The organism is Flavobacterium sp. R1_16 (genome assembly GCF_057652095.1).
The window spans coordinates 388041-413821 of sequence record NZ_JBYFCG010000001.1 but is presented as its reverse complement, the minus strand read 5'-3'; the positions used below and the strand labels follow the sequence as shown (position 1 = coordinate 413821).

General features: G+C 33.0%; 20 protein-coding genes. 13 read left to right on the top strand and 7 right to left on the bottom strand.

The genetic code is table 11. From position 1 onward, the window contains the following. The first annotated feature begins 9 nt into the window (after nt 1-9). Together fbaA and accD are read left to right on the top strand one after the other, a co-directional pair. Complete coding sequence (gene fbaA, locus AC23L6_RS01800; RefSeq protein ID WP_487560584.1) at nt 10-1077, top strand: class II fructose-bisphosphate aldolase; 1068 nt, start codon at nt 10-12, stop codon at nt 1075-1077. A gap of 78 nt (nt 1078-1155) precedes the next feature. After that, a complete protein-coding gene (accD, locus tag AC23L6_RS01795) occupies nt 1156-2010 on the top strand; it encodes an acetyl-CoA carboxylase, carboxyltransferase subunit beta (protein ID WP_487560583.1) in 855 nt (284 codons plus the stop codon). Nucleotides 2011-2060: 50 nt separating this feature from the next. On the opposite strand, the gene AC23L6_RS01790 is transcribed toward accD, so the two are convergent. After that, nucleotides 2061-3311, bottom strand: a complete 1251-nt coding sequence (locus AC23L6_RS01790; protein ID WP_487560883.1) for an ABC transporter permease — start codon at nt 3309-3311, stop codon at nt 2061-2063. Between the two features lie 186 nt (nt 3312-3497). On the opposite strand from AC23L6_RS01790, the gene purH reads away from it, so the two are divergent. From purH to rodA, 6 genes are read left to right on the top strand one after another with little or no spacing between them, the layout of a single operon-like run. After that, nucleotides 3498-5024, top strand: coding sequence for a bifunctional phosphoribosylaminoimidazolecarboxamide formyltransferase/IMP cyclohydrolase (gene purH, locus AC23L6_RS01785; RefSeq protein WP_487560582.1), 1527 nt, complete (start codon nt 3498-3500; stop codon nt 5022-5024). Between the two features lie 55 nt (nt 5025-5079). Then, nucleotides 5080-6108 carry a rod shape-determining protein gene (locus AC23L6_RS01780; protein WP_487560581.1) on the top strand — a complete coding sequence of 343 codons (1029 nt, stop codon included), beginning with the start codon at nt 5080-5082 and terminating at the stop codon, nt 6106-6108. A 12-nt stretch (nt 6109-6120) separates the two neighbouring features. Continuing rightward, nucleotides 6121-6942, top strand: a complete 822-nt coding sequence (gene mreC, locus AC23L6_RS01775) for a rod shape-determining protein MreC (protein WP_487560580.1) — start codon at nt 6121-6123, stop codon at nt 6940-6942. Continuing rightward, entirely contained in the window at nt 6935-7441 is a 507-nt protein-coding gene (locus AC23L6_RS01770; protein WP_487560579.1) for a rod shape-determining protein MreD, read from the top strand. The genes mreC and AC23L6_RS01770 overlap by 8 nt, the downstream gene beginning before the upstream one ends. Beyond that, entirely contained in the window at nt 7438-9348 is a 1911-nt protein-coding gene (gene mrdA / locus AC23L6_RS01765; RefSeq protein WP_487560578.1) for a penicillin-binding protein 2, read from the top strand. Before AC23L6_RS01770 ends, mrdA begins: the two co-directional genes overlap by 4 nt. A gap of 4 nt (nt 9349-9352) precedes the next feature. Continuing rightward, on the top strand, nt 9353-10609 hold the full coding sequence (gene rodA, locus AC23L6_RS01760; RefSeq protein WP_487560577.1) for a rod shape-determining protein RodA: 1257 nt from the start codon (nt 9353-9355) through the stop codon (nt 10607-10609). Between the two features lie 68 nt (nt 10610-10677). Here the strand turns inward: rodA and AC23L6_RS01755 are convergent, their stop codons facing one another. Continuing rightward, nucleotides 10678-12930, bottom strand: a complete 2253-nt coding sequence (locus AC23L6_RS01755; RefSeq protein ID WP_487560576.1) for a carboxy terminal-processing peptidase — start codon at nt 12928-12930, stop codon at nt 10678-10680. Between the two features lie 177 nt (nt 12931-13107). On the opposite strand from AC23L6_RS01755, the gene surE reads away from it, so the two are divergent. The 5 genes from surE (at nt 13108) to AC23L6_RS01730 (ending at nt 18044) form a co-directional block, all read left to right on the top strand. Beyond that, a complete protein-coding gene (gene surE, locus AC23L6_RS01750; RefSeq protein WP_487560575.1) occupies nt 13108-13887 on the top strand; it encodes a 5'/3'-nucleotidase SurE in 780 nt (259 codons plus the stop codon). Continuing rightward, nucleotides 13874-14146 (top strand): hypothetical protein, encoded by a 273-nt coding sequence (locus tag AC23L6_RS01745; RefSeq protein WP_487560574.1) that lies wholly within the window; start codon nt 13874-13876, stop codon nt 14144-14146. The genes surE and AC23L6_RS01745 overlap by 14 nt, the downstream gene beginning before the upstream one ends. Nucleotides 14147-14168: 22 nt before the next feature. After that, a complete protein-coding gene (lpxB, locus tag AC23L6_RS01740) occupies nt 14169-15281 on the top strand; it encodes a lipid-A-disaccharide synthase (protein WP_487560573.1) in 1113 nt (370 codons plus the stop codon). Nucleotides 15282-15325: 44 nt separating this feature from the next. Beyond that, nucleotides 15326-15943: a C40 family peptidase gene (locus tag AC23L6_RS01735; RefSeq protein ID WP_487560572.1), complete on the top strand. Its 618-nt coding sequence runs from the start codon at nt 15326-15328 to the stop codon at nt 15941-15943. A gap of 79 nt (nt 15944-16022) precedes the next feature. Beyond that, nucleotides 16023-18044, top strand: a complete 2022-nt coding sequence (locus tag AC23L6_RS01730) for a ComEC/Rec2 family competence protein (RefSeq protein WP_487560571.1) — start codon at nt 16023-16025, stop codon at nt 18042-18044. 3 nt (nt 18045-18047) lie between these two features. Here the strand turns inward: AC23L6_RS01730 and AC23L6_RS01725 are convergent, their stop codons facing one another. The 5 genes from AC23L6_RS01725 to AC23L6_RS01705 form a co-directional block, all read right to left on the bottom strand. After that, nucleotides 18048-18512, bottom strand: coding sequence for a thioredoxin family protein (locus AC23L6_RS01725; protein ID WP_487560570.1), 465 nt, complete (start codon nt 18510-18512; stop codon nt 18048-18050). Nucleotides 18513-18558: 46 nt separating this feature from the next. Continuing rightward, nucleotides 18559-20364 carry a peptide MFS transporter gene (locus AC23L6_RS01720; protein ID WP_487560569.1) on the bottom strand — a complete coding sequence of 602 codons (1806 nt, stop codon included), beginning with the start codon at nt 20362-20364 and terminating at the stop codon, nt 18559-18561. A gap of 7 nt (nt 20365-20371) precedes the next feature. Further along, a complete protein-coding gene (locus AC23L6_RS01715) occupies nt 20372-21877 on the bottom strand; it encodes a peptide MFS transporter (RefSeq protein WP_487560568.1) in 1506 nt (501 codons plus the stop codon). 3 nt (nt 21878-21880) lie between these two features. Continuing rightward, entirely contained in the window at nt 21881-24076 is a 2196-nt protein-coding gene (locus tag AC23L6_RS01710) for a S9 family peptidase (protein ID WP_487560567.1), read from the bottom strand. Between the two features lie 123 nt (nt 24077-24199). Next, the gene (locus tag AC23L6_RS01705; RefSeq protein ID WP_487560566.1) at nt 24200-25705 is read right to left on the bottom strand and encodes a YfcC family protein; all 1506 of its coding nucleotides are present in this window, start codon (nt 25703-25705) and stop codon (nt 24200-24202) included. Nucleotides 25706-25781 lie beyond the last annotated feature (76 nt).

Here is a 25781-nt window from a genome sequence, read left to right as displayed (position 1 = left end):
ACAAACACAATGGCTCATAACATTAAACCTGGCGTTGCAACTGGCGACCAAGTTCAAGAAATTTTCAACTATGCAAAAGAAAAAGGATTTGCTCTTCCTGCAGTAAACGTAATTGGATCAAGCACTATTAATGGTGTTCTTGAAACCGCTGCAAAACTTAAAGCTCCCGTTATTATTCAATTTTCTAATGGTGGTGCTCAGTTCAATGCTGGAAAAGGGTTGTCTAATGCTAATGAAAAATCTGCGATTGCTGGTGCGATTGCTGGTGCAAAACATGTTCACACTCTTGCAGAAGCTTATGGAGCAACTGTTATTTTACATACAGACCATTGTGCAAAAAAACTTTTACCTTGGATAGATGGTTTATTAGATGCTAGCGAAAAACACTTTGCTGAAACAGGAAAACCTCTATTCAGTTCTCACATGATTGACTTATCAGAAGAGCCTATTGAAGAAAATATTGAAATTTGTAAAGAATATTTGTCTCGAATGAGTAAAATGGGGATGACATTAGAAATCGAACTTGGAATTACTGGTGGAGAAGAAGATGGAGTTGACAATTCTGATGTAGATAGTTCAAAACTATACACTCAACCTTCTGAAGTTTCTTACGCTTATGAAGAATTATCAAAAGTGAGTCCTCGATTTACAATCGCTGCTTCTTTTGGGAACGTTCACGGGGTTTACAAACCAGGAAATGTAAAATTAACACCAAAAATTTTGAAAAATTCTCAAGATTATGTTCAAAATAAATTCAATACAGGACACAATCCAGTTGATTTCGTTTTCCATGGTGGTTCAGGTTCAACGGTAGAAGAAATTAGAGAAGCAATAGGATATGGAGTTATCAAAATGAATATCGATACTGATTTACAATTTGCATTTACTGAAGGAATTCGTGACTACATGGTTAAAAATATTGACTATTTGAGAACACAAATTGGAAGTCCTGATGGTCCTGATTCTCCTAACAAAAAACACTATGATCCAAGAAAATGGATTCGTGAAGGAGAAGTAACTTTTATTAAAAGATTAGAAGAAGCGTTTGCTGATTTGAATAACGTTAATACATTATAAAAACTGTATAGTGTAAATTGTATAGTGTAAAAACAGATTACATTATACAATTTACATCTTTACATTATACAATTAACTATGGCTTGGTTTAAACGAACAGAAAAAGGAATTACTACCGCTACCGAGGACAAAAAGGATGTTCCTAAAGGACTTTGGTACAAATCGCCTACAGGAAAAATAATTGATGCCGACGAATTAGCCCGAAATCTTTGGGTTAGTCCTGAGGATGACTTTCATGTGCGAATTGGCAGTAAAGAATATTTCGAAATCTTATTCGACAATAATGAATTCAAAGAGTTAGATGCAAAAATGACTTCTAAGGATACTTTGAATTTTGTTGATACTAAGAAGTATTCTGACCGACTGAAGGAAGCGATGGAAAAAACCAAACTTAAAGATGCCGTTAGAACTGCTGTAGGAAAATCTAAAGGAAAAGACTTAGTAGTTTGTTGTATGGATTTTGCCTTTATTGGAGGTTCTATGGGAGCCGTTGTTGGAGAAAAAATTGCTCGTGGAATTGATTATTCTATCAAAAATAGAGTTCCTTTCCTAATGATTTCAAAATCTGGAGGAGCTAGAATGATGGAAGCAGCTTACTCATTAATGCAATTAGCAAAAACAGCTGCAAAATTAGCACAACTAGCCGACGCAAAAATTCCTTATATTTCTTTATGTACTGACCCAACAACTGGAGGAACAACAGCCTCCTATGCTATGTTAGGTGATGTAAACATTTCTGAACCAGGAGCTCTAATTGGTTTTGCGGGTCCTCGCGTTGTTAAAGACACCACTGGAAAAGATTTACCAGAAGGTTTTCAAACTGCAGAATTCGTTTTAGATCATGGTTTCCTTGACTTTATAACTCCAAGAAAGGAATTAAAAGACAAAATCAATTTGTTTATTGACTTAATCGAAAATAACGAAATTAGATAAATTAAAATCCTGAGAAATCAGGATTTTTTGTTTTTTATTAGAACAAACAATTACATCCCTGTCCTGATAGCTTCCACTGGATCTAATCTTGAAGCTGAAATTGCGGGTACTATTCCAGAAATTAATCCAATTACCGCTGCCAAAGTAGTTCCTAGAATCATATTTCCTAAGCTTAGAAAAAAGTCAAAATCCAGAGCTTTGGTTAATACTATGGAAATAATCCAAACTAAAAACAATCCAATAATTCCACCAATTACTGAAAGGATAACTGCTTCAAATAAAAACTGCAATAAAATAAACTTGTTTTTAGCTCCTAACGATTTTTGAATACCTATGAGATTTGTTCGCTCTTTTACTGAAACAAACATAATATTTGCAATTCCAAAACCACCCACTAATAATGAAAATCCTGCAATTATCCATCCAACAACATTCATTTGACTAATGATTCCGTCTAAAAAGTCTGTAAAACCCGAAAGCACATTGATAAAAAAATTGTCAATGTCACCTGTCTTTACTCCGCGGTAATTTCTAAGTTTTTGGGTCAACTCGGCTTTAAAAGCATCAATATCAACATCTTTTTTTGGTTTCAAAATAATAACGGGTGTCATAAAATCTACATTGTCTCCGTAGGTTCTTCTTAAAAAATTAGACGGTATAAATACAGACGTATCATTACTATCTCCGAAAAATCCAGAACCTTGCTTTTTCAACACTCCAATAACCGTGAAATTTTGTCCATATAATCGAACTTTTTGACCTATAGGTTGGTAATTTTGAAATAAATTTTGTGCAACGTCATAACCTAAAACAATTACTGAAGCTCCCGAAATAGATTCAGCTTCATTATAAAATCTTCCTTCTTGAAAATCTAATTTTTGAATATCATCAAATTCTGAAGAAACTGGAACTATATTTAAATCACTAACGGTTTGTGATTCAAATTTTATATTTTCTCTTTTTGTAAATAATTGATAACACAAATTTTCGGCACCATTCATGGAACTTTTTAAATATTGGTATTCTTCATAGGTTACATTTGGAAACTGTTCCCTCTTCCATTGAGGAATTTCTGTTGGTCCAAAAGAGAATTTCAATAAATAAATGGTGTTTTTATCTAAACTACTCAAGTCTTTCTTAATCTTTCTATCCAAGGAATCTACGGCAGCTAGAACAGCAATAATTGAGAAAATTCCAATTGTAACACCCAATAAAGAAAGTAAAGTTCTTAACTTGTTTGTTCGCAAAGCATTCATTGCAAAGCCAAAACTCTCCTTGAGCAATCGGAAATAAACGACCATAATTAAATGAAGATTAATTGAAGTAAATTTCATTATTTTTTATCCAAAAACCTAACAAAATTCAACTTGTTGATTAGTATTCTTCTTCAAAATATTGTTACAGAAATAGATTGAATTTTATATTTAAAAATTTACTTTTGCACTTTCAAACTTTCCTGTCGGGAGATAGGCACAACACAACTACAAATGAGCACAACAAAAACCATCCAATCCGCCCTAATTTCGGTCTTTTCCAAAGACGGATTAGAGCCAATTGTTCGCAAACTACACGAACAAAATGTAACCCTTTACTCTACTGGAGGCACAGAAGATTTTATTAAAAATCTTGGTATTCCTGTGGTTGCTGTAGAAGATATTACCTCGTATCCTTCTATTCTTGGTGGAAGAGTAAAAACATTACATCCTAAAATTTTTGGAGGAATCCTAAATCGTCAGGATAATGAAACTGATGTACAGCAAATGGAAGAATTCCAAATTCCACAAATTGATTTAGTCATCGTCGATTTATATCCTTTTGAAAAAACAGTACAATCTGGAGCCTCTGAAAGTGAAATAATAGAAAAAATTGACATAGGAGGTATTTCCTTAATTCGAGCAGCAGCAAAAAACTTTAAAGATACCGTTATTGTTGCTTCAGTTGATGAATACCAATTACTATTAGATTTGATTTCTACTCAAAATGGTGCAACAACTCTAGAAAACAGAAAATTATTGGCCACAAAAGCCTTTCATGTTTCTTCTCATTATGATACCGCTATTTTTAATTATTTCAATACTGACGACACAATTCTAAAAACCAGTATTGCGAATGGTCAAACTTTAAGATATGGTGAAAATCCTCATCAGAAAGGATTTTTCTTTGGTGATTTTGAAGCTATGTTCCAAAAAGTGCATGGTAAAGAATTATCCTATAATAACTTATTAGACGTTGATGCTGCTGTAAATTTGATTTTAGAATTCAAAAATGAAGATCCTACTTTTGCTATTCTAAAACACAACAATGCGTGCGGATTAGCAACTAGAAATTCTATAAAAGAAGCTTATTTAACTGCTTTAGCCTGCGATCCTACATCGGCTTTTGGTGGCGTTTTAATCGCTAACACAAAAATAGATGTGGCCACAGCAAAGGAAATTAACACATTGTTTTGCGAAGTAGTAATCGCTCCGAGTTATGATGAAGAAGCAATTAGCATTTTATCAGAAAAGAAAAACAGAATTATTTTGATTCAAAATGAAGTGGAGCTACCACATAAACAAGTGAGAACTTGCTTAAATGGTATTTTAGTTCAAGAGAGAAATGACAAAACCGATACTAAACAAGACTTAAAAACCGTTACAATAACGTCACCAACTGAAGAGGAAATTGAAGACTTGTTATTTGCATCCAAAATTTGTAAAAACACCAAATCGAACACGATTGTTTTTGCAAAAAACAAAACATTAATTAGCTCTGGAACCGGACAAACCTCAAGAGTAGATGCCTTGTTACAGGCAATAGAAAAAGCAACTACTTTTGGCTTTGACCTAAACGGAGCAGTGATGGCAAGTGATGCTTTCTTTCCTTTCCCAGATTGTGTAGAAATAGCGAAACGGGCTGGAATAACAGCAGTTATTCAACCCGGAGGCTCTATAAAAGATGAATTAAGCATTAATTATTGTAATGAAAATAAAGTTGCAATGGTATTTACAGGAACACGTCATTTTAAACATTAATTTGTTTAACTTTGTCCGTTAAAAATTTATAACTATTTAAACCCTTAAAAATCGTATGGGATTTTTTGATTTCATGACCGAGGATATTGCAATAGACCTTGGTACCGCAAACACTTTAATTATTCACAACGATAAAGTTGTCATTGATAGTCCATCAATAGTTGCTCGTGATAGAATATCGGGTAAAATAATTGCCGTTGGTAAAGAGGCAAATATGATGCAAGGTAAAACACATGAAAACATAAAAACCATAAGACCATTAAAAGATGGGGTTATTGCTGATTTTGACGCATCTGAAAAGATGATTAGCATGTTCATCAAAAGCATTCCTGCTCTTAAAAAACGAATGTTTACCCCTGCTCTTAGAATGATTGTATGTATTCCTTCTGGAATTACTGAGGTGGAAATGCGAGCTGTAAAAGAATCTTGTGAGCGTGTAAATGGAAAAGAAGTCTATTTGATTCACGAACCTATGGCTGCTGCTATTGGTATAGGAATAGATATTATGCAACCTAAAGGAAACATGATAGTGGATATCGGAGGAGGTACAACCGAAATTGCTGTTATTGCCTTAGGTGGAATTGTTTGTGACAAATCAGTAAAAATTGCCGGTGACGTTTTTACCAATGATATTGTATACTATATGCGTACTCAGCACAATTTATTTGTTGGTGAAAGTACTGCTGAAAAAATAAAAATTACAATTGGTGCAGCTTTAGAAGAGTTAGAAACACCACCAGACGACATGTCGGTTCAAGGTCGTGATTTATTGACTGGTAAACCAAAACAAGTTGATGTTTCCTATAGAGAAATTGCTAAGGCTTTAGACAAATCTATTCAGCGAATTGAAGATGCTGTTATGGAAACTTTATCTCAAACACCACCTGAATTAGCGGCTGATATTTACAACACTGGAATCTATTTAGCTGGTGGAGGTTCTATGTTAAGAGGACTTGATAAGAGAATTTCACAAAAAACAGACTTGCCAGTTTATATTGCAGAAGATCCATTAAGAGCAGTAGTTCGAGGAACAGGAATGGCGCTTAAAAATATCCCAAAATTTAGAAGTGTTTTAATAAAATAATAGGACTAATTAATGCAGCAAATATTTAATTTTATATTTAAAAACAGCCATAGATTGCTGTTTTTGCTGCTTTTGGGTGTATCATTAGTGCTAACTATTCAGAGTCATTCTTATCATAGAAGCAAAATAATAACATCAGCAAACTTCTTTACTGGTGGTATCTACGAAAGAATTAATTCTGTTAGTGAGTACTTGAATTTAAAAGTTCAAAACGAAGAATTGGCTAAAGAAAATGCTCGTCTTAAAAGTATTATCTTCAATACAAAAGACACCACTTCTATTGCAAAAATTGACACTATCAAAGGAGTTAACAAGGCCGATATTATCGTTTCCAAGGTGATTCACAATTCCTATAATGTTTATGAAAATTACATTACCATCAACAGTGGTGAAGCTGCGGGAGTTAAACCCGATATGGGCGTTGTTAATAGCTCTGGAATTATTGGAATTGTAGATAAAACTTCAAAAAATTATGCTACCATAATTAGCATTTTGAATGTAAAATCTCAGATAAATGCTAAAATCAAAAAATCAAATCATTTTGGTTCATTAGTTTGGAATGGTAAGAGTACTGGATTTGTTCAATTAATAGACGTTCCTAGATTAGCATCTGTTCGTAAAGGTGACACAATTGTCACTGGTGGGCAATCTGTAATATTCCCAGAAAATATTGGAATTGGTACTATTGACAAAATATACACTGACAATAAGACTAATTATTATACATTAAACGTAAAACTTTTTAATGATATGACAAACTTGGGTCATGTCTATATTATTAAAAGTAAAGACCGTGAAGAAATACAAAATTTAGAAAAAAGAGAAGATGAATAGTGCTATATTGGTAAATAGTGTCCGATTTATTTTGCTACTGGCAGCACAAATTCTCATTTTTAACAATATGAATTTCTTGGGTTATATTAACCCGTATCCTTACATATTATTTATCATCTTGTATCCTGTAAATGGTAACAAATACGGAATCTTACTTGCAAGTTTTATGTTGGGAATTATCATGGATATGTTTTGTAATTCGGGAGGCGTTCATGCTGCCTCATGTATTGCATTAGCCTATTACAGGCCTTATATTTTTAAATTCTCATTCGGTTTAAGTTACGAATACCAAACCGTAAAATTGAATGATGTATTGACTCCAGAACGGTTTTCATTCATTTTAATTGCGGTTGTAATTCACCATTTTACCTTGTTTATACTGGAAGTTTTTAGATTAAATTTCTTATGGGAAATCCTACTTAAAACTTTCCTCAGTACAATTTTCACAATTATTCTTTGTGTCATTATTATATACCTTATCAAGCCTAACAGACGATGAGAAAAGTATTATTGCCTACCATTATTATCATAGCAACTATTTTGCTAATCTTAAGGCTTTTTTACTTGCAAATTATTGATGATTCTTTCAAATTAAAATCTGAAAACAACGCAATAAAAATTCAATATGATTATCCTGAAAGAGGCTATATATATGACAGAAATGGGGTTCTTTTAGTGGCAAACCAACCGTCTTATGACATTATGTTTATCCCTAAAGAGCTAAAAAACATTGACACTTTAGAGTTTTGTCATTTATTGAATATTACAAAAGAAGACTATATCCGAATTGTAGAAAAAGGAAAAGTATACAGTCCAAGACTGCCATCTGTTTTTTTACCTCAATTAAACAAACTAGAATTTGCTGCCTTTCAAGAAAAAATTAGAAAGTTTCAAGGTTTCTATATTCAAAAAAGATCATTGAGAGATTACCAAGTAAAATTTGGGGCAAACATTTTTGGTTTTATCACTCAAGCAAGCGAAAAAACTATTGAAAAAAATCCCTATTACAAAAGTGGAGATTTATTGGGTAAACAAGGTGTTGAAGAAAGTTATGAAAAAATACTTAGAGGAGTTAAAGGGGTTAAATACATCCTTAAGGATAAATTTAATAGAGAAATTGGCTCCTACAAAGAAGGAAAATTTGATACCATTGCAGTTCAAGGAGAAGATATTAATTTAACTATTGATGCAGAACTTCAGAAATATGGCGAAGAATTAATGGTCAATAAACGAGGAGGAATTGTAGCCATAGAACCAAAAACGGGAGAAATATTGGCCCTAGTAACAGCTCCCTCCTATGATCCAGCAATTCTTGTTGGAAGACAGCGTTCTAAAAATTACACCATGCTGTATCATGATTCTATTGCTAAACCATTGTTTGACAGAGGATTATTAGCAGAATATCCTCCTGGTTCTCCTTTCAAGATACTCACTGGATTAATTGGCCTACAAGAAGGGGTAATTAATGAACAAACTACCTACATGTGCCATCACGGTTTTAGTTATGCCCCTGGTCGTTTTATGAAATGCCATGGCTCTGGACCTCATCAATTGCACAATGGAATTTATAATTCATGTAATACTTATTTTGCTAATGTTTATCTACGTATAATAGGCAAATATGTAAGTACACCATATGCTGTTGATGCCTGGAGCAATCATGTAAAAAGTTTTGGATTAGGACAATTCATGGGATACGATTTACCAACAGGAAAAAGAGGAAAAGTCCCTACTTCAAAAACATATAAAAGAATGTATCCTGGCTGGGGTTATAGTGGTAAAACAATTATATCTAATGCTATTGGACAAGGAGAAGTTTTAATGACACCTATTCAACTTGCCAATATGATGGCAACCGTCGCTAATCAAGGATATTATTATACTCCTCACATCATTAAAAAAATCAAAGGAGAACAAATTGATAAAAAATTCAAGACTAAACATTATGCTACAATAGACAAAAAGTATTTTGCACCTATGATAAGCGGTTTATTTGATGTGTATAATTTTGGAACAGCAAGTGCTCTTCGGGTTGAAGGAATTGATATATGTGGTAAAACAGGAACTGCTGAAAATTATGCAAAAATTGGTGGGAAAAGAACTAAACTTGAGGATCACTCTATATTTGTTGCATTTGCGCCAAAGGATAATCCAAAAATTGCCATAGCGATTCTCGTTGAAAATGGTGGATTTGGAGCTACTATTGCAGGACCTATTGCCAGTTTAATGATTGAAAAATATTTAAGACATAAAATAACACGAACAGATTTAGAAAAAAGAACATTAGAAAGAAGTTTACAAGATCGATATGCAAAATATAGTGGTAAAAAAGTAATCGATAGTTTAATACTAAAAAAACCCAAAGAAATAGACACCACTCAAGTGAGTCAAAAGAAACCTAATTAGTAAAATGAAGAATCAAAGTGTAACCAATAATTTAGATTGGGTAAGTGTTATCATCTATATCATTTTAGTGGTTATGGGTTGGTTAAATATTTACTCCTCTTCACTATCATTATCGGATGACAATTCCATTTTTGACATGACTCAATTTTATGGAAAGCAGTTTATGTATATCATACTAAGTATACCTTTAATATTTGTAGTTCTCTCTGCCGATGGAAAGTTTTATGAAAAATTCTCGATAATAATTTTTGGAATCGCTCTACTCTCACTTGCAGGATTATTTGTTTTTGGTAAAACTGTCAAAGGACAAGCAAACTGGTATTCGTTTGGTTCTTTTGGAATTCAACCTGCCGAATTTGCAAAAGCGGCTACAGCACTAGCACTGGCAAAATATCTCAGCGACGTTCAAGTCAATTTAAAAGATGTCTATCGACAAATTCAAGCTTTAGCCATTATCTTTTTACCCATTATTCTTATTGCTCCCCATGACCCTGGTAGTGCATTAATTTACACCATGTTCATTTTAGTTTTATATAGAGAAGGTTTACCCCCTTGGTATCTTTGGACGGGATTTATCGCCGTACTATTGTTTGTACTTTCATTAATTTTTAAACCTTATGTAGTTATTTTGATTGCTTTGGTTGTCATCACTTTAGTTTATTTTAAGAGTAGATTAGTTGATAGAAATATTGTAGCAAGTGCTATCATACTGGTTTTAATTTCAGGATTTGTATTTTCTGTTGATTATGTTTTTGATAATGTTTTCAAGCAACATCATCGCGATCGTTTCAATATTTTACTTGGCAAGGAAGTTGACATGAAAGGAATTGGATATAATACCAATCAATCTGAAATTGCAATTGGTTCTGGGGGCTGGTTTGGCAAGGGGTTTCTTGAAGGTACTCAAACAAAAGGAGGTTTTGTACCTGAACAACATACGGATTACATTTTTACAACTGTTGGTGAAGAATGGGGATTTCTAGGGTCACTGGTTGTTATAGGCTTATTTGTAAGCTTAATTTTCAGAATCATATACCTTGCAGAGAGGCAAAAAACAAAATTTAGTAGAGTTTATGGATACTGTGTTGCAAGTATATTGTTTATGCACTTCTTTGTAAATATAGCCATGGTTGCTGGTATATTCCCAACTATTGGAGTTCCGCTTCCGTTCTTTTCTTATGGTGGTTCTGGTTTATGGGGATTTACTATTTTATTGTTTATATTTTTAAAGATGGATGCCAATAAAGTAAACGAATGGTAACTCACAAAATGATAAAAACAAGAAAGACCACTTTTTAGTGGTCTTTCTTGTTTTTATATATCCTTTAATTAGTGTTTCACTAATTTATCTTTTTTTACAGCTGACACATTTTTCTTAACAATCCCTTTAGGCTGTAAATCATCTAAAATATTTATGGCTTCCTCTACATAAATATCTTTTGACAAACTCTCGTGCCATCTTTCTCTCTTTTCTTTGAGAGTAATATCGGTTTTCATTGCCTCAATCTCATTTGGCAAAGACGAAAATTGTAATTGATTTTTATAATCCGAAATCACTTTATATTTCTTGGCTTTTTGTTCAACTGCTGCTTGATCGGCCTTGAATTTGTCAATATTTAAACTATAAATATTCTCTTTATTTCTCTCGTCAATCCATTTTGCATTTTCTTCAATTAGCTTGAATTTTTCGTTCATTGCAATTCTTTTCTTGCTATTGTCTATAGCCTTGTCAAAATTGTTTTGTTTGTCCCAAAATTTATATTCAGCTGGATCGATTTTATCCCAAGGCATGGCATTGTCTATATCTCTCTCTCCCATTTTCAAATAAGCGTATCGGTCAGGCATTGCAACATCACTACTCACTCCCTCTAGTTGAGTAGAACCTCCATTAATTCTATAAAATTTTTGTGTGGTAGTTTTCAATGCGCCTAAATCCCCAACAGCACTATTTCTAACAAATTGATTCAGGTCAATCACATTTTGAACAGTTCCTTTTCCATAGGTTTGTTTGCTGCCAATAATAATACCTCTTCTGTAATCCTGAATGGCTGCGGCTAGAATTTCTGAAGCTGATGCTGAGAAACTATTCACCATTATAACTAATGGACCATCCCATTGTACCCTACTGTCTTTATCATACAAAACCTCTTTCTTTCTTCCAGCCGATTTTATCTGAACTATAGGCCCCTGTTCTATAAATAATCCTGCTATATCAACCACCGTTTTAAGAGAACCTCCTCCATCATCTCTTACATCAACAATGATTCCACTTACACCCTCTTTTTTAAGTCTTTCCACTTCAATCGCCATATCTTTTCCTGCATCTCGACTGTCGTTATTTTCAAAATCGATATAGAATTTTGGAAGGTAAATAATTCCATATTTCAGTCCGTTTTTATTTACTATACTTGATTTGGCATAGGTCTCCTCGATTTCTACTATATCTCTAATGATAGAAATAACTTTTATGGTTCCATCTACTTTTTTCACTGTTAGACGTACTTCTGTACCCTTTGGACCTTTTATTTTTTTCACAACATCATCAAGATGCATTCCTATAACATCAACAGGTTCTTTGTCTGCTTGAGCAACTTTCATAATAATATCACCCGCTTCTAACTCTTTTCCTCTCCATGCTGGACCACCAGATATTAATTCTGAAATCTCAGTGTAATCATTCTTTTTTTGAAGTCTAGCTCCAATTCCTTCTAACTTCCCACTCATACTCACGTCAAATCGTTCCTTTTCATCTGGTGGAAAATAATTGGTATGCGGATCAAAACGAGATGCAATGGCGTTAATGTATACTGAAAACCAATCGTTTCTATCTAAATCCTCAACAAAACTATAATATTCGTTTAGCGATTTCAGAGAACTTTCTCTGGTTTCCTTTTCTAACTGCTCAAATGTTTTAGGCTTATCAGAATCTTTATTTTCAGTGAATTGTTGGTTCAATCCTATGTCTGTTTTAGACTTTGTAATATCATCTGATTTTTCTTTGTTGCTGACAACTCCATTCTTTTTGTCTTCTTGAAGTTTCAATCTATCGGTCAAAGATGAAAGTGTAGACAATTTAATTTGCTTTCTCCATTTTTCTCTCAATTCTTCAGTAGTTTGAGCAAAAGGTAATTTTTCATAATCAGTATTGAATTCTTCCTGAATGGAGTAATCAAAGGGCTTATCGAGAATCTCTTTGTAGAAATTTTTACTTTCAGAAATTCTTTTCACCAATCTACTATATGTTAAATCAAAAAAAGACAAATCTTTATTCTTAATTTGATCGTCTATCTGTGTTTCATACTGTTGAAACTCATTGATATCTGATTGCAAGAAGAATCGTTTTGAAGGGTCTAAAGCTTCGATATAATCCTTGTAAACTCCTTTAGAAAATTTATCATCTATTGCTGCTGGTTCATAATGCCCTCTTTCGATAACAAAAGTTAAAAGTTCTAAAAGCAATTTATCTTTCTCTGGATCTCCTTCATTAACTTTAGGAATAAAACTCCAAAGTCCCACAGATATGGCAACAACAACCAAGAGTAACTTATAATTTCTTTTCATATATTGGATAACAGTATTCATTAATTTTTGAACTAAATTACACAAAAAACCATGCCAAGTAATTTACAGCCCGCTAATTTTTTGTTAAAGATGCTAATTTAATAACTTCCACGCAAAAAAGCTTATTTTTGTACGGATTATTTGAATGACAAAAAATAATCATTCCCATGGTACTAGTGTTTTTACAAAGTAATAACTATGAATAAACCCTTGATTTTAGTTACCAATGATGACGGCATTTCTGCTCCTGGTATTCGAACATTAATTGCAATTATGTCTGAAATTGGTGATGTTGTTGTAGTGGCTCCAGACAAACCTCAAAGTGCTATGGGACATGCCATTACTATAAACAGCACTCTATATTTGAATAAAATATCAGCTGACAACAGCCCAATTGTAGAATACAACTGTTCAGGAACTCCAGTAGATTGTGTAAAATTAGCCGTAAACGAAATTCTTCACAGAAAACCTGATTTGTGTGTGTCTGGCATCAATCATGGATCTAACTCTTCTATTAATGTGATTTATTCTGGCACAATGAGTGCAGCAGTAGAAGCGGGTATAGAAGGAATTCCAGCTATTGGTTTTTCTCTGTTAGATTATGATTGGAACGCCGATTTCACTCCCATAAAGTCGTATATAAAAAAAATAGCTCTTGAAGTACTTAAAAACAAACTGCCTGATGGTGTAATCCTAAATGTAAATTTGCCTAAACTAAAGGAAAATGAGATAAAAGGCATAAAAATTTGTCGTCAAGCTAAAGCCTTATGGATGGAGAAATTTGACAAAAGAAAAACACCCCAAGGCAAGGATTATTATTGGTTGACGGGTGAATTTGTTAATCAAGACAAAGGAGAAGACACCGATGAATGGGCTCTTGAAAATGGATATGTTTCAATAGTTCCTATTCAATTTGACATGACAGCACATCATAGCATTCAACAACTCAACACTTGGAATTTAAATGAAGAAAACTGATTTACTCGCGGGCCTTTTTATGGGAATAATTGCTTCAGTGATTGGCAGTTATATTTTTATTGAAGTGTTTACAGAATATAATTTTATCGAAGGAATAAAAATTTTAAGATTTCAGGGGAAATTAGGAAAAATTATCTCTCTTGGTTCAATTTTGAATATTATTATTTTCTTTCTTTTATTAAAATTTAACAAAGAACTAATGGCCAGAGGTGTAATTCTTGGAACCATACTTTTAACAATTATCACTTTGTTAATTTGAAACAACCTATTAAAGTATTGAAATGAAATATTACATCATTGCAGGAGAAGCCTCGGGGGACTTACACGGCTCCAATTTAATGAAAGCATTGTATGAAGAAGACACCAATGCTTCTATCCGATTTTGGGGTGGAGATTTAATGCAAAAAACTGGAGGAACGCTAGTAAAGCACTATAAAGAGCTGGCTTTTATGGGTTTTATCGAAGTGATTTTTAACTTAAAAACCATCTTGAATAACATTAAATTTTGCAAAAAAGATATTCTAAGTTTTAATCCCGATGTACTCATTTTTATAGATTATCCTGGCTTTAATATGCGAATTGCAAAATGGGCAAAAGCTAAGGGCATAAAAACTCATTATTATATTTCACCTCAAATTTGGGCTTGGAAAGAAAATCGTATTAAGGCTATCAAAAGAGATTTCGATAAATTATATGTAATTCTTCCTTTTGAAAAAGATTTCTACGAAAAAAAACATAATTTCCGCGTTGAATTTGTTGGACATCCCTTGATTGATGCTATTCACAATAAAAAACAAATAGATGCTACCACTTTCAAAAAAGAAAATAATCTAGAAGACAAGCCCATTATTGCCATTCTTCCGGGTAGCAGAAAACAAGAAATTATAAAAATGTTATCCGTAATGCTTGCTGTGGTCGATGATTTTGCCGATTATCAATTTGTAATTGCAGGAGCACCAAGCCAAGATTATACTTTATATGAACCATTTTTAAAATCAAAAAATGTTCATTTCATTGCAAATAAAACATATGATTTATTAAGCCACTCAACAGCTGCTTTAGTTACCTCTGGAACAGCAACCTTAGAAACTGCCTTGTTTAAAGTTCCTGAAGTAGTTTGTTACAAGGGAAGTTGGGCTTCGTATCAAATCGCAAAACGAATTATTACCCTAAAATACATTTCACTCGTGAACCTTATCATGGATGAAGAAGTTGTAACTGAATTAATTCAAGATAAATGCAATTCAAAAAACATTCGTATTGAATTAAAAAAAATACTAGAACCCAACAATAGAAATGAGCTCTTAAAAAAATATGATATCTTAGAATCTAAACTAGGAGGAATTGGAGCTAGTAAAAAAACTGCACAACTTATTGTACGAAATCTAAAATAACATCGTTTATAGTAATTCCTTAAATTTGCAAAAAATATTTTTCCTTGAAAAAAATTATTCCTCTTCTTTTACTTGTTTTTCTGGGCTCATGTAAGCCCACATCGACTATTATAACATCAAAAAAAGAGGCTCAAGAAAAAGGAATCTACAGTTTGCCTCAACCCAAAAAAGGGGTTGTAAGAAATACCGAACAAAAATCTGTTCCAAAAAAAATCACTAAAAAAAGTCATCTAAACGAAAATAATGATGACGATTATTTCACATCGGATGAGAACACTAGCTATTTAGTAAAACAATTAATTAATACCGCTTCAGACAATCTTGGCGCAAATTATAAAGCTGGTGGAACAACACCTGCTGGGTTTGATTGCTCGGGCTTAATGTATGCCACTTTCAAAAAATTTGATATTATTTTACCGCGTTCCTCTGTGGATATGGCTAAAATTGGAAGGGTACTAAATCCTAATGAAATTCAAAAAGGAGATTTGATTTTCTTTAAAACCAATGGTAGAAATATCATCAATCATGTGGGTATGGTAATTGAAGTAACTCCAGATGAAATTAAGTTTATACATTCTTCAACTCAAAAAGGGGTAATTGTTTCTTCCACCAAAGAACCTTATTACGAAAAAACTTTTATCCAGGCCAATAGAATTTTATAATAACAAGTACTTCCTTGTTAATTTTTTAGTATTTTAGTTTTATTAAAGATGCATCGACACTTATAAAACTATTCGCCTAATGAAAATAATTCAATACCCTTTGACAAAGATTATTCTTGTTTTTGTTTTTGGAATTTTGTTTTCCTTTTATACAAGCCCTAAACCCGAGATACTTTTCAGCCTAGTTTTAATCTCATTTGTAGCTTTTCTCATTGCCTTTCTACTTTCAAAAAAAGATTTTACTCAAAAAATCTACTTTGCAATCAGTCTTTATATTTTATCTTTTTTTATAGGAGCAACTACGCAAACAATACATAACGATTATTTTCAAAAAAATAATTATATCCATCAAATACACGATTTTGAAAAAGAGCATGTCATTGAGCTCGTTTTAAGAGAGAAATTAAAAAACTCCAGTTTTAGTAATAGATATGTGGGTATAGTCAAAAAAATTGACAACCAAAAAAGTTCGGGGAAAATAATTGTCAATTTTTACATCAGTAAATTAACTGAAAAATTAGAAATTGGATCCCATCTTCGAATTAAAGGAAACATCATAAAGCACAAACCCATCAATAACCCGGACCAGTTTGATTATGGAAAATACTTACTTAACAAATCCATAATGGCTCAAATGTATGTTGGCATCGAAGAAGTAGAAGTAGCTAACACAATTAACAAAGACATCTGGTATTATTCAGATAAAATTAGAAGCAGAATACTCCAAAATTTAAAAAAATCTGGTTTTAGAAACGAAGAACTAAATGTTGTAGCGGCTCTCATACTTGGACAACAGCAGGATATTTCCCCAGAAATTTTAACCGATTATCAATATGCAGGAGCCATTCATATTCTGTCTGTTTCTGGATTACATGTAGGATTCATCCTGCTCTTCATCACTTTTTTATTACAACCCATTCCGAAAAACAAAACAGGCTCATATACAAGGCTGATTGTTACTCTACTTTCCTTGTGGGGTTTCGCAATTCTTGCGGGAATGTCACCATCTGTAGTTCGCTCAGTAACGATGTTTTCATTTGTCGCCATAGGCATTTGTTTGAAAAGAAAGACCAATATTTATTATACCCTTTTAATATCCTTATTTTTTATTCTACTGCATCAACCTTCTTTTTTATTTGATGTTGGGTTTCAGTTGAGCTACATCGCTCTGTTTTTTATTCTTTGGCTACAGCCTTTATTGTCAGAAATTTGGACTCCAAAAAATAAGATTCAAACCTATTTCTGGGATATTTTAACCGTTTCCTTTGCTGCACAAATTGGAGCAATGCCTCTAAGTATATATTATTTTCATCAATTCCCAGGACTGTTTTTTGTGACAAATTTGATTATCCTACCTGCCTTGGGAATAATAATGGCTTTAGGCGTTTTTGTAATGCTCTTGGCTTCTTTGAACTATGTCAATTTTTACCTTTCAAAAATAGTTGAATATAGTATTACACTTTTAAACACAACTATTAGTTGGGTAGCTTCATTTGAAAACTTTATTATTAAAGACATTCCTTTTAATTGGCACATGCTAATTAGTTTATACTTAATAATCATTTGCGTCATACTTTGGATAAAAAAACCGAGCTATCCTAAATTAATTCTAAGTCTTGTATCGTTACTGCTTTTTCAAACCAGCTGTTTTGTTTCGATATGGAACACCCAAAAAGAAAGAGAATTTATCGTTTTTAATATTAAAAAATCGACCTTAATTGGAGAAAGAATAGGAAGAAATGTGACTCTCTATGGTGATAGCATTCCAAAAAATAACGTCTTAAAACCCTATTTAGTTGCCAATTTTAGCAAACTTAAAGATAAAAAGAAGCTCAAAAACACTGCCTTCTTCAAGGATAAGAAAATACTAATAATTGATAGTTCAGGTGTGTATCCCTATACCACCAATCCTAATATTGTGTTAATCACGCAATCGCCCAAAATAAGCTTAGAAAGACTGCTTCAAAAGATGCATCCAGAACTCATAATTGCAGATGCGTCAAATTATAAAAGTTATGTAAAAGTTTGGAAAACAACTTGTATAAAAGAAAAAATCCCTTTTCATGCTACTGCTGAAAAGGGATTCTATAGGTTGAAATAAAGATTATTGTTTTACTGACAAAATTTGATTAGCACCTTCAATCCACTTAGATGGACCTCCTGCAACATAACCCGTACTTCCTAATTTGTCTAAATTAATTTTTCCTTCTTTTGTAGTAGGTCTTGTAAACCATATTGTTGGAAACCCTTGTACGGCAAACAGTTGTTGCAACTGATTATTTTGTTGCTGAGTTTCTGGCAATTGAGGGGATCTTCTTGGAAAATCAACCTCAACCAAAACAACTTTATCTTTCGCCCAACTAGCAAATTCTGGGGTTTTTAATACTTCTTTTTGCAAACGAATACACCAACCACACCAATCACTTCCTGTGAAAAAAAGTAATATTGGCTTTTTGGTTTTCATCGAAATCTCAGCCGCTTTATCAAAATTGGTCTCCCACGTAAGTTCTTGAGCTTCAACTGCTATTGAACCGATAAAGAATGCTATAATTAAAACTATTTTTTTCATAGGGTATGTTACTTTACTATTTTATTTTCAAAAATCATGCCTAAAATCATCGAACACCATGCATCAATTTCTTAATAATTGGAGCCATCACAACAGAAAACAAAGCTACTGAAATTGAAATTATGGTGAGCATCCAAAAGAAATAACTCAATCCATGCTCATTTGCAATTTTATCAATATTTTCTCCAAACATTCCTGCTCCTTTCATTCCAATTGCAACTGCAAGATACCAAACTCCAAACATAAATGCAATCATTCTTGCTGGAACGAGCTTACTTACATATGACAATCCTACTGGTGAAATGCACAATTCAGCCATAGTGTGAAACAAATATACTAAAATCAACCAAATCATACTCACCGAAGCCGTTTTGGCTCCAGGAGCTATACCACTTGCTCCAAAGGCTACACAAGCCATTCCTAATGCTAAAAGTCCCATTCCAATTCCGTATTTATTATTAGCAGATGGATTGTACTTACTTTCCCACCATTTAGAAAATAAAGGTGCTAGTGAAATAATAAACAAGGAATTTAATGTAGAAAACCATGTTGCTGGCACTTCTGTCAGGGGTTTTGTAACCTTATCAATTTTTAAGAATTCTAAAGTGCTATCTGATAGCGATAAATATCCTGCAGTGTAATAATCCTTGGCTAACATCCAAATGGCTATAGCCCAAACTATAACAAAACTAGCGCTCAAAATAACATTTGCAACAGCATAATTCTTAAAAGTTTGTTTGAATAACAAATACAAAACCCAAGTAATGATGGCCAAAGGCAATATAGTTATTAGTGAATTTATCACTAAAAATATCACACTCCAATTACCTACTAAAACTCTATTTGTATAATCATTAGCAAAGATGGTTAAGCTATTGGGCGATTGCTCAAAAATAGCCCAAAAGGCAACGGATAGAAAGGCAAAAAAGGTTACCGCCGTTAACTTCTCTTTGGTAATTTTTGAATATTGGGTAAATCTGTAAAGTAATAATCCAATAAATAAAACTAAGGCCGTAAGTATGGCTACGGCATTTCCATTATCACCCAAAAAAGCAAAAATATTTACTTTACCTCCTGATATTTTTGTGGCAGGATCATTCAAAATCCAGAGTAATCCCAAAATACATGTTAGCGCTATAACTCCTAATTGGACTGGTGTAAAAGGATTTCTTTTATCTGTATCAGACGCCGTAGTCTTAGCAACACTTTCTTTATTTGGCTTCAAACCAATATTCCCAAAAATGTTTTGAGACAACCAAAACTGCAAGGTTCCAAAAAACATAAAAATTCCAGCAAGACCAAAACCATAACTCCATCCCACTTTTTCACCAAGGTAACCACAGAGTAAAATTCCGAAGAACGCACCAGCATTAACACCCATATAAAACAAGGTATAGGCACCGTCTTTTTTCTCTGGACGATCTTTGTACATTTCAGAAATGATTGAAGTCATATTAGGCTTAAAAAAACCATTCCCAAAAACCAATAATACCAATCCTAAATAGATTGAAAAATGAGTTTCAATAGCCATGGAGGCATGCCCCAACGTCATCAAAGTTGCACCTAGAACTATTGCCCATCTAAACCCAATTATTTTGTCTGCAAAATAGCCTCCAAGCATCGTCGATAAATATACTAATCCCACATAGGAACCAAATAAAGCGGACGCATTTTCTCTAGTCCATTCCCAACCTCCATCAACTGCAGATGTTGTCAAGAATAGTATCAGTAAAGAACGCATACCGTAGAAGGAAAATCGCTCCCACATTTCGGTAAAAAACAATACAAATAATCCAGCTGGATGCCCTAAAACTGGATTTTTAAAAAATTGATCGGTTGAGTTTTGATTCATGTTTCTTTTATTTTACTTCCTGCATTAATTTCCTGATTAATGGAGATATAACTATTAATATTGCTCCTGCGATTAAAGCATAAATTGCCAATTGATAATATCCGTCTGTATAGCCTTGTAATTTTGTGAGTAATGAGGCATTTTCATCTGGTGAGGACATTCCTGCACCCAATAATCCTGCTACATATTGCCCATAAGCACTGGCTAAAAACCACATTCCCATCATCATCCCTGAAAGTCTTTTTGGAGATAATTTTGTCATTATTGATAATCCTATGGGAGACAAACATAACTCTCCAAAAGTAATGATAAAATAAGCAATCGTAAATATATTCAGTGAGGTTATACCTTGAACATCAGCAAAAAATCGGGTGTAGTAGAAGGTGTAGAATGATAAAGCTAAAAATAAAAACCCGATTCCGAATTTCAAAACCGTATTGGGCTCTATCTTCTTTTTGGCCATTGCCAGCCATACTAATCCTAAAATTGGGCTGAAAACAATCACAAATAATGAGTTAGAAGTATTGTTGACAATGTTGGGGTTAATTTCAAAAAACAATAGATTATGACTCAAATTATTTTTAGCAAAAAGTGCTAAAGAACCTCCACTTTGTTCGAAAAAAGCCCAGAAAATAACCGAAAATAAAATAAAAATAAATGCAGCTATTAATTTCTTTTGAGATTTACTGTCTTTCTCAACAACAGTTTCATATAAGAAATACAAAATTGCCAGGGGACCAATGGTATACATGAAATAATCTGTATAATCCGTATTTTTAATCATGATAAAAATAAAAGGAATACTGATTAGAGAACCCAAATAAACGGCAACTTCCTTTATAGTCCTTTTTGATGCACTCAAATCAAGTAATGGTGAATCACCTATTGGACCTAATGATTTTTTTATTGCAACAAACGTTATCAATCCAATCATCATTACTACAGCCGCAGATAAAAAGGCATAGCTCCAACCATAATCTGGACTTGTTCCAAAATAAACGCAGACAGCTCCTCCGAGTAAGGCACCTAAATTGATTCCTGAATAAAACAATCCGAAACCAGCATCTCTCCTACTATCTCCTTCTTTATATAATTCTCCAACCATTGAAGAAATATTAGGTTTAAAGAATCCCGTTCCAATAATTGATAAAGTGATTCCTAAATAAAAATATACTTGTGGTGAAAATGCTATAATTAAATTCCCAATAATCATTACAGTGGCACCAAAAACAAGTGATTTTTTAAACCCTAAAATCTTATCAGCAAAAATACCTCCTATAAATGTAAAGGCATACACAAAAGCCTGAATAGCTCCATATTTCAAATTGGCTTCTTTATCAGATAATGACAATCCTAAAATCTGATCGGCCATAAAAATGGTCAAAACCCCACGCATACCATAGAAACAAAATCGTTCCCACATCTCCACCAAAAACAAATACCATAATTGCTTTGGATATTTCCCTTCAAAATTCTGAATTTCTTCTAATGTTGGCGCAGCTGTTTTAGTCATCTTCTATAAATTTTCTTTAATAAAATTAGTCATCTTGGTGTACAATTGAATTCGGGTTTTACCTCCATATATTCCATGATTCTTGTCTGGATAAATTTGGGAATCAAACTGCTTATTGGCTTGAATTAGTGCTTCCATCATTTGCATCGAATTTTGCAAATGAACATTATCATCGGCAGAACCATGTATCAAAAGAAACTTACCTTTCAGTTTATCCACATAATTTATCGGAGAATTTTCATCATATCCACTAGGGTTCTCTTGAGGTGTTTGCAAATACCTCTCGGTATAAATACTATCATAGAAACGCCAATTCGTAACTGGAGAAACGGCAATAGCCATTTTAAATACATCTGCTCCTTTTAACAAACAGTTGGCCGACATAAAACCGCCGTAACTCCAACCCCAAATTCCAATTCTAGATTTATCTACATAGGGATAATTTCCGATAACTTTTGCGGCATCAATTTGGTCTTCTACTTCATATTTCCCTAGTTGTCCTTGAGTACATTTTTTAAAATCTGCACCCTTAAAACCAGTTCCTCTTCCATCAACACAAGCTATAATATAGCCCTGTTGAGTTAGCATGAAATACCAATAATCGTCCAAACCATTCCAAACATTCCCTGCTTCCTGAGTTCCTGGACCGGAATATTGAAATAGTAGAACAGGATATTTTTTTGTAGCGTCAAAATCTTTTGGTTTTATTATCCAAGCATTTAACTCGTTGCCTTTTTCTGTTTTTAAAACAAAGAACTCCTTTGCAGGTAAGTTATACGCCTTTAGTTTATCACTCAAGGCTCCATTGGTTTCTATGACTTGTAATTGCTTTCCAGTTTTTGAATCATGAAGTGTATTGGTTGTTGGCTGAGTTGCGCTTGAAAAAGTATTGATGTAAAATTGAAAATTAGGACTAAAAGTTGCTTCATTGGTACCCTCTCGTGAAGAAAGACGTACTTTACCTTTCCCATCCAAATTGATTCTATAAATGTCTCTGTTAATAGAACCGTTTTCAACTGATTGATAAAAAATAGTGCTTGTTTTTTCGTCAAGCCCATAATATCCTGTTACTTCCCAATTACCCTTTGTAATTTGTCGTTTTAATTTTCCAGTTTTATCATACAAATAAATATGGTTAAAACCGTCTTTTTCACTGGTCCAAATAAAACTATTGTCTTTTAAAAAAGTTAGATTATCAGTAATGTCGACATACGCTTTGTCTTTTTCATTTAAGATTACTTTTGCAGTTGCAATATTTCCGTCTATAAATAGTAAATCCAAATTATCTTGGTGGCGATTTAGTATTTGAGCACTCAATATGTTGGAATCATTTGTCCATTTTATTCTTGCAATGTAGAAGTCGGAATAATTACTAAGATTTACTGGCTTTGTTTTGGCAGTAGCCACGTCATAGATATGTAAAGAAACTTCAGAATTTTTTTCTCCAGCCTTTGGATATTTAAAAGTTTCTACGGCAGGATACAACTCTTTTCCAAAAACGGTCATTGAAAATTCAGGAACTTGACTTTCGTCAAATCGGATGTAGGCAATTTTTTTACTATCCAAACTCCAATCAAAGGCTCTTATAAAAGGATTTCCTGAAGCTCTTGGGTCGTTAAATTCTTCCTCATAAACCCAGTCCGTAATCCCATTAATGATTTTATTTTTTTCACCATCAGTGGTAATTTGGGTAGACTGTTTAGTAGCTAAATCATAGATGTAAATATTATTTTCTTTAGCATAGGCAATCTTTGTACCGTCAGGAGAAAATGTAGGTTCTTGAATTTGAAAATCAAATAGTTTCGTCAATTCTTTATTAACAATAGAATATAAATAATAATCTGCAGTGAAAGAATAACGGTAAATTGAATTTGAATTATTAGCGATTAAAATCATTTTTTCATCCGCGCTGAAAGAATAGCTATCAATTCCGTCTGCCAATTCTTTGTAATCTTTAGTATCAATAAGAGTGGCTACTTTTTTTAGAGTTGCAAAATCATACAAATCAATTTGCATGCTTCTGGTTGCTCTATCAAAATTTAAAACAGTGTATTGATTGGTGTTTTTTAGAGATTGCAATTCGTACATTTCTTTTGTTCGAAAAGCCCCTGAGTAAATTTCTTCAATGGTTATCTTTTTTTGCGAAAAAACAGCTAAGGATACTACTAAAAAGAAAATAGTAATTTTGTTTGAACTCATGAATTAATTGTAAAAATTAAAGGAGTCAATTTTAGTGAAAAAATTAGACATAATTACTTTTTTTTGTGTTAAATGAATTATTTCCACTAAAAAAATGTTTTTGTTTTAAAATAACAAACACTATCAACTATAAATCCCAACTATTAAGAATAATGAACACAACACAATCAATAATATTAATACAGGGGTGATGAATTTAATCCAAGTTTTTATACTTACGTTAACCAAGGCTAATGTTGGCAAAATAAGGCCCGTTGGTGCTACAAAACCCATAATTGCCATTCCATAAATGTATGAGTTAACAATTTCTCTACCAGGTATGTTGACTATTATCGCTAATGCACCAATAATAGGCATAGTAAGCACAGCCATTCCGGAGCTAGACTGTATAAAAAGAGAAAAGAAAAGATAAAAACACATCAGCAAAATAACAAACAAAGCTGGATGTACACCTTGAACCATGTTGGCACAGTAAAATAATATAGAATCACTAATATGACCTTCGTTCAAAACTATAGTAACACCTCTTGCCACTCCTATGATAAAAGCGACTGACAACAAACTTTCGCACCCTTTTATAAATTCAGAAATAAATACTTGCTCTTTCATTTTTACAATCACAGCAGTCAAAATAGATGCTGCTAAAAACAATGCAGACATTTCAAGTGTCCACCAACCACGAAAAACCACTCCAATAATCATGGTGATAAAAGTTATAAAATAGACACTCAATAACAGTATAGTTTTGGAATCCAACTTTTGGATAGTAGCAATTTGACTGATATCAGTATCAAAAACTGGTTTTACATGTCCATCAATTTGATACACAAGAGATTTTTTAGGATCTTTTTTAATTTTAGCGGCATATCTCAAAACATACCAAATATAGATTACATTAGAAATAACATAAATCAAAAGTCTTTCAAACAAACCATCCATCCAATTGATTCCAGCTGCATTCGAGGCAATAATTACCGAAAATGGATTTGAAAAATTGCTGATGTTTCCAAGACTTAAACCTCCAAATATTATAGCTATCGGCACCAATAAATCATAGCCTGCTGCCAGGAAAATAGGAACCAATAAAGGATAAAACACCAATGCCTCTTCAGCCATACCATAAGAAGCCGCCAAGAATGAAAATAACAAGGTGAGAATGACAATAAGCATTGGCTCTCTGCCACGCATGGTGTGAGAAAGTGCACTAATTCCTTTTATCATGGCGCCAGTTTCATTAAAAACATACATAAAACCACCAATAATCAATACAAAAAGAGCAATATCGATACTTTCAATGATCCCTTTTATTGGAGCTTGTAACACGCTCATCAATCCCTGAGGATTACTTTCTAACTTTTGATACGTATCAGGTACAGATACTGGCTTGCGAATTTCCCCTGATTCAAACTTCTGAATTAGAATTACTATTTTTAAACTATCGAGCGTTTTTTGTGTAAATGGTAATTTTATTTCTGAAGTGTTTGTTATCAAAACAAATCTTTTCCCGCCCTCTTCAACAGACAATCTATTGTATTGACCAGAAGGCAATAACCATGTACTGATAGCAGCTAGTAAAATCACAAGCATCAAAATGGTTATTGGTCTAGGAAGCGATTTCTTCTTTGTCATATTTCTGTTTTTAAAATATCTTAACCCGTTTGGTTGAAATTAGTTTTTGATACTAATTTTCGTCAGTTCGAGTGCT